This is a genomic window from Agrobacterium sp. DKPNP3, assembly GCF_052686535.1.
Genome location: NZ_JBQYSN010000008.1, coordinates 81,417 through 88,023, shown reverse-complemented (window position 1 = coordinate 88,023; position 6,607 = coordinate 81,417). Strand labels below are relative to the sequence as shown.

Genomic DNA, 6,607 nt, shown 5'->3' with positions numbered 1-6,607 from the left:
GTGCGACCGTCAGTCCGGCGAGAACAGCAGTGAGCACCAGCGGCGCGGTCGCGCCGTAGGAATCGACGATGTAACCGCCCAGAACCGCTCCGATGCTGATCGCCACCTGAAAAGAGACAACCATCAGGCTGCCCGCTGCTTCCAGCGCATCGGGTGCACCGCGCGACAGATTTGTCGGCAGAACGACCGGACCCATGCCGAAGGCAAGGCCCCAGAGCGCGACGAGTGCAAAAGCAGCGCCGGTATGAACGCCCCAGATGACGAGAGCGATCGTTGCGAACCCCATCAGTGCCGCCGTGACGATGAGGGCGACGCGAATGCTGGCATCAGCCATCCGGCCGCCCACGACGTTACCGATCACGGAAGCAACGCCGAAACCCAGCAAGGCGAGGGCGATCGGTGTGGTATCGAGTAACGTCACCTTCTCGAGGAAGGGGCGAACATAGACCGAGCCGGCAAAATGTCCCGTCATCAGCAGGAGGATCGCAAGCATCCCCAGCTGAACGCTACGCCGCTTGGTCAAACCCAATACGTCCGACAGACTGTTGCTCGTGCTCGCCGGCAACGTGGGGAGGCTGATGATCTGTAAAAGCATGGCGATGACCGCCAGTCCCGCCGTCAACGCCATGGCGGTGCGCCATCCCAGCCAGTCGCTGATCAAGGCGCCCATGGAGGGCGCAGCTATCGTCGCCAGCGACACGCCGAGGGTGACGATCGCCATGCCGCGGCCGGTCGCATTCGTACCGACGAGGCGCGCCACGACGGCAACCGAAAGCGCCCAGAAACCGCTGAGCGCGATACCAAGCCCTGCGCGACCTAGCAACAAAAGCCAGAAATCAGCTGCAAACGCCGCTAGGATGTTGGATGCGATAGCGAGCGCGCTGAGGCCGACGAGGACCGTTTTTCTGTTAAGCTTACCGATGAGGACGTTGCTCAACAGTGCCGTCACGGCCCCGACGGAGGCGGTCGCCGTCACGACCTGACCGGCAGTACCCTCACTGATACCGAGATCGCGTGCCATCGGTGTTAGCAGTCCCGCCGGTAAAAACTCCGCCGATACCAGCGCAAAGCTGGTTGCAGCCATTGAAAGGACGGCAAACCAGGTGGCGGCGGTCCACCCCGGTTCGTCTACCGTTTCCAGCGCGATCGCCGGCCCATCAAACTGTGTCGTCGTGTCCGTCATGGTGTCTCTCCTTAAGATGGCAGAGTTTTAGACGATTTTCTCTGGATGATATGTATCTAAAAATCCGAATTTCATGCCTATTTGTCCGAATTTGTGCGGCGCACAAGCGGCGAAAGGGGATTAGGCGGAGCAGGCGGGAAGGAGCGGCGAGGGGGCCAATTTCAGGCCAGTGCGAATCTTTTTCGGACCAGCAACTTTTCAAATCGCTGATCGTTATTGCGGCTATGATCGATCCTGATGCAAAACCGCACCCCTCCGACGACACCAACCAGAATGACATCAACAATGATCATTCCGAGGATGCCCCTGAAGAGCCTCTTCCGCCGGAGGAGATAAAACCCGACCCCGGTTTGACACCGGAGGAGGCGGCCGAAGCGCGCAAGAAATATCTGCTTAAACGCTTCTGGATCAGCGCGCGGGGATTCTGGAGCCGACGTGGCGACGCGCTCGCCTGGCCCTTCTGCATCGGGCTTCTGGCGATGATCGGCATCAACGTCGCGTTTCAGTACGGCATCAACGTCTGGAACCGCGGTATCTTCGACGCGATCGAGAAGCGTGACGCATCGACTGTCTATTTCCTGGCTTCCATTTTCCCGCCGCTTGTTCTGGGAAGCGTCTTTATCGTCACGTCGCAGGTCTATGTCAGAATGCGGGTCCAACGACGCTGGCGTTCGTGGTTGACCAAACTCATGGTGTCGCGATGGATCGCCAATGGCCGCTATTACCAGCTCAATCTGATTGACGGAGACCACCAGAACCCTGAGGCCAGACTTTCTGAGGACCTGCGGATCGCCACCGAGGCACCCGTCGATTTCGTGGCCGGGGTCATCGCTGCCTTTGTATCCGCGTCCACCTTCATCGTCGTCCTTTGGACTATCGGCGGTGCGCTGACACTTCCCATCGGCGGAGTGTCTGTTACGATTCCCGGGTTCCTTGTGATCGCGGCGGTCATATACGCCTTTATCACCTCTACCTCGATCGCTTTGATTGGTAGAAATTTCGTCCGGGTTTCAGAGGTCAAAAACCAGCTGGAGGCTGAATTCCGTTATACGCTGACCCGCGTCAGGGAAAATGGCGAGAGTATTGCGCTTCTTGGCGGTGAAGAGGAAGAGCGCAGCGATCTCGACAAGAGATTCCGCAACGTCCGGCATCAATGGAAGCAGATGGCGCAGCAATATATGCGGACCACCGTTGTCTCGCATGGATCGATGTTGATTGCGCCCGTGGTCCCTGTTCTTCTCTGTGCTCCCAAATTTCTCGATGGAAGCATGTCGCTTGGCCAGGTCATGCAGGCCGCCTCCGCCTTCACCATCGTTCAATCCGCCTTTGGCTGGCTTGTCGACAACTATCCGCGCCTTGCCGACTGGAACGCCTGCGCGCGCCGTGTCGCATCTCTCATGATGTCGCTGGATGGTCTGGAGCGCGCCGAGCAGAGCGATAAGCTTGGCCGTATTGCGCGCGGCAAGACCGAAGGCGAAACGATGCTGAGCCTGAAGGATGTCTCCGTTTCGCTTGGAGACGGGACCGCTGTCGTCAAGGAAACCGATGTCGAAATCGGCCGGGGCGAGAGGGTTCTGGTTGCAGGCGAATCCGGCTCCGGCAAAAGTACGCTCGTTCGGGCCATTGCCGGCCTGTGGCCATGGGGCGGCGGCAACATCAGTTTTGGGGCTGACAGCCGGCTCTTCATGCTACCGCAACGGCCTTATATCCCGTCCGGCACATTGCGCCGCGCAGTCAGCTATCCTCAGGCCGCCGACAGCTGGTCCTTTGAAGAGATCGGAGAAGCCCTCGAAAAGGTGGGTCTCGGTCATCTCAAGGACAAGGTCGAGGAAGACGCTCCCTGGGACCAGACGCTGTCAGGCGGCGAAAAGCAGCGGCTTACCTTCGCGAGGCTATTGCTGAACGATCCCGATATTATCGTGATGGACGAAGCGACGGCGGCTCTCGACGAGAAGAGCCAGGATAAGATGATGCAGACCGTCATCGACGAATTGCCCGATGCGACGATCGTCAGCGTGGCGCATCGCGCCGAACTTGAGGCTTTTCACACCCGCAAGATAACGCTGGAACGCCGCGACGGCGGCGCAAAACTGGTAAGCGATGTCGATCTTGTTCCCCGGAAGGCCAGGTCGGGTTCGCTTCTCCGACGCATGGTCAAACGGAGATAGCCGCCGCTTGCCGCAGGATTCAGGGAGAACGATCACCACGTCAAAGCGTGTCGAGTGACACCCACTTGTTGCGGCCGCCCTGTTTAGCGCTCAGCAGGGCAGCGTCGGCGCGCTCCAGGACGCTGCTCACGGTACCGCCGGCGGGCGCGGTTGCGATACCGACAGAAATCGTGACCGGGTCAAGCAGGCGGCCGCGGTAGTTGAACGGCGCTTTCTCGACGGCGCGTCTCAGTTTTTCCGCAATCTCTTTCGCGGCCTCAATATCCACTCCCGGCATCAGTACCGTGAATTCTTCGCCGCCGAACCGGAACAGGTCTCCCGCGCCGCCCAGAGCTTCGGAGAGAACCTGGGCAACATACTGCATCACGGCGTCGCCGGCATCATGGCCGAAGCGGTCGTTGAAACGCTTGAAATGATCGATATCGAGCATCAAGCAAGCGATCGGCTCCTCCGGCTTTTCAACATGCCTGTTCAGAGCCTCATCCAGAGAGCGGCGGTTTGCAAGCCCTGTCAGCGCATCCTGTCGGGCCATCGAAACCAGCCGCTGTCGCAGTTGCAGGTTGGCGACGGCAAGGCCGATATTTTCCGCGAGAAGCTCCAGATACAGTCGCTCTGTCTCGAGCGTATCGTTTCGCATCGGGATTTCGAGATACAGCAGGCCAACGGTTTCGCCGAGCGCCGTCAGCGGAATGCAAAGCCCGGTGCCGGAATTCTCCTTCAGGTGGTGGCAGACGACATCGTCGCCATCGGGATTGCTGACGTGGGGTCGTCCGCGTCGCAGCGCCCAGCAATCATCGATCAAAAAATCCGGAGCGGAGAAGGCAGGATCGGACCATTGGCCGCTAGACTGAAGAAGCGAACTGTTTTCCTTCAACACGAGCAGGCGTCCGGCGATGGCGGGAAAAATCTGCGGCATGAACCTCGACACCACATCGGATAGCTCAGCCTGGTTCTGGCATGCCTGAATCCGATGCATCATCTGCAGGATCAAGTCTTTGATGCGTTGGTTTTTACGATGCTCCGCGTCGAGGCGCTCCCGCTCAAGCCCGTTGCTGCGGAAAATCCTGATGGCCTGGTTCATCTCGCCAATTTCGTCACGACGCCCTTCGTCGGGCACATCGATGCTGTAATCCTGCCTGGCAAGACGCATGACGATGTTGCTCATCCTGATTAAGGGGGCGGCCACCCGTCTGCTCAGGACAAAATAGAGCACGGCCAAAAACATCAGCGCCGTCAGCGCCAGCATGACTTTCGCAATCGATCCGTAGAAGTCGCTACGGCTCTTCGCCTCATCAACAGCTGCCTGCGTGCGTGCCGACACTGTTTCTCTGAGGTCTGCAACGCTCTTCAAAAGGCCGGTGTGGAGCTGATAATGGTCGTCGCCGAAAAGGATCTGTTGCGCATCGGCCTGACGACCAGAGCGGTATTGGCCGATGGCATCGCGCTCCTTGCTGTCCAGTGCGTCGGCGTCTTTTCGTATGGTCGCGAAAAGAGCCTCCTCCTGAAGCGACGCACCGCGCTTGGCGAGTTTGTCCAGGGCCGTTTCGAGGTGGTTTTCCTGGTCTTCCTCGACGTAGAATCTGGCCAGATGTCGCTCGTCGCCGCGCATGACGTAGAGCCGCGCTTCCTCGGTACGCTCGTCCGCTATGATTGCAATCTCTTCAGCGAGATCATCCAAAATAAGATGATCCTCGATTGCCGCGCGCTCTTGAGACGCGCTTCTTGCCGACAGAATGAATGTGGTCGCCGACACTGTCGTCAGTATCAGGGTCACAGCATATGCGAGGTTTGTGATGGTGCTAAGCCGCATGATGGCGCCAAATGCTCGCCGCATGGCTTGGCAACCGGGTGCGGCGGGTCCAGTTTCAGGGTCGGATCCTTAACGTTCGTTGTAGTCGAGTAGCCCGAAATGTCCAACGCAAGCTGCCGTTTAAATTACCAAATCTTTAGTTGTGTGTCTTTTCGCGAATACCTAGCTTGTTGGTGAGGCCGCAGCCGATTTCAAATAAGGGCAGGAACCGGCAAGCCCGTCTCCTGTTCTTGTCCCGAATAGACCCTTTCCCACGGTCGAGATTTGCAAGATGATCTTTCAGTTCCGCAACAGCCTTCACCTTCTTCCGTGTAATCTGCTTGCCGCGAAACTGTGTGCAACTTGTCTGTCGGATCGCGGAGGTGTCGAGGGCCAAGAACTTTCGCGTTCGCCCCGGCGAATGAACTAGCAGCAATGAATGCACAAAAGGAGTGTCAGCATGCAGATCGGAATGGTTGGGCTTGGTCGGATGGGCGCAAATATGGTGCGCCGCCTTTTGAGGCAGGGCCACGAGTGCGTGGTTTTCGACGTCAATCCCGGGAATGTCGACGCATTGGTGAAGCAGGGAGCAACCGGTGCGACCTCCCCGGACGACCTCGTCGGCAAGCTGTCTTCCCCACGTGCCGTCTGGCTGATGCTGCCCGCCGCCATTACGCCAAAGATTGCCCGCGACTTCGCCGGAAAACTCCAGGCCGGCGATGCGATCATCGATGGCGGGAACTCGTTTTACCGTGACGCGATTGATCTTGCCGCTGAATTCGCGCCTATTGGCATCGACTTCATCGATGCCGGAACATCCGGGGGCGTCTGGGGACTTGAGCGCGGTTATTCCCTGATGATCGGTGGACCCGTTGATGCGGTGAAGCGGCTCGATCCGATATTCGCCTCTCTTGCACCTGGAGCCGGTCTTGGCATCGCAGCCGATCCCGTTACGGGAACATCGCCGATGGGCTATCTGCATTGCGGTCCATCAGGGGCAGGGCATTTCGTCAAAATGGTCCATAATGGTATCGAATACGGCGTCATGGCTGCGTATGCGGAAGGTCTGAATATCCTGAAGGCTGCCAATGCCGGCACTCAGCATCGTGAGGCGGATGCCGAAACGGCGCCGCTTGCCCATCCGCAATATTACCAGTTCGACTTTGATCTTCCCGCCGTGACCGAGGTGTGGCGGCACGGCTCCGTCATCAGCTCCTGGCTGCTCGACCTGACGGCGGAGGCGCTGAAACAGGACCCTCATCTTGACCAGTACGGCGGCCGGGTGTCCGATTCAGGCGAGGGGCGCTGGACATTGCAGGCGGCAGTCGAAACAGGCGTGCCGGCGCCCGTTCTGGCATCCGCCCTGTTTGAACGCTTTTCGTCACGTGGGGAGGCGGAGTTTGCTGGCAAGGTGCTCTCGGCGATGCGCAATGCCTTCGGTGGCCATCTCGAAAAATCCAAATGAGA

At 58.9% G+C, this 6,607-nt stretch carries 4 protein-coding genes; 2 read left to right on the top strand and 2 right to left on the bottom strand.

Translation table 11 applies throughout. From position 1 onward, the window contains the following. A partial coding sequence (locus ACUTJJ_RS04115; protein WP_445541393.1) for an MFS transporter occupies nt 1-1,183 on the bottom strand: 1,183 nt, incomplete at its 3' end. Between the two features lie 224 nt (nt 1,184-1,407). On the opposite strand from ACUTJJ_RS04115, the gene ACUTJJ_RS04110 reads away from it, so the two are divergent. Next, nucleotides 1,408-3,351 (top strand): ABC transporter ATP-binding protein/permease, encoded by a 1,944-nt coding sequence (locus ACUTJJ_RS04110; protein ID WP_445541392.1) that lies wholly within the window; start codon nt 1,408-1,410, stop codon nt 3,349-3,351. Between the two features lie 40 nt (nt 3,352-3,391). On the opposite strand, the gene ACUTJJ_RS04105 is transcribed toward ACUTJJ_RS04110, so the two are convergent. Beyond that, nucleotides 3,392-5,161 carry a diguanylate cyclase gene (locus ACUTJJ_RS04105; protein ID WP_445541396.1) on the bottom strand — a complete coding sequence of 590 codons (1,770 nt, stop codon included), beginning with the start codon at nt 5,159-5,161 and terminating at the stop codon, nt 3,392-3,394. A gap of 439 nt (nt 5,162-5,600) precedes the next feature. Between ACUTJJ_RS04105 and gnd the strand changes: the two genes are divergently transcribed. Next, complete coding sequence (gene gnd, locus ACUTJJ_RS04100) at nt 5,601-6,605, top strand: phosphogluconate dehydrogenase (NAD(+)-dependent, decarboxylating) (protein WP_445541391.1); 1,005 nt, start codon at nt 5,601-5,603, stop codon at nt 6,603-6,605. Nucleotides 6,606-6,607: the final 2 nt, after the last annotated feature.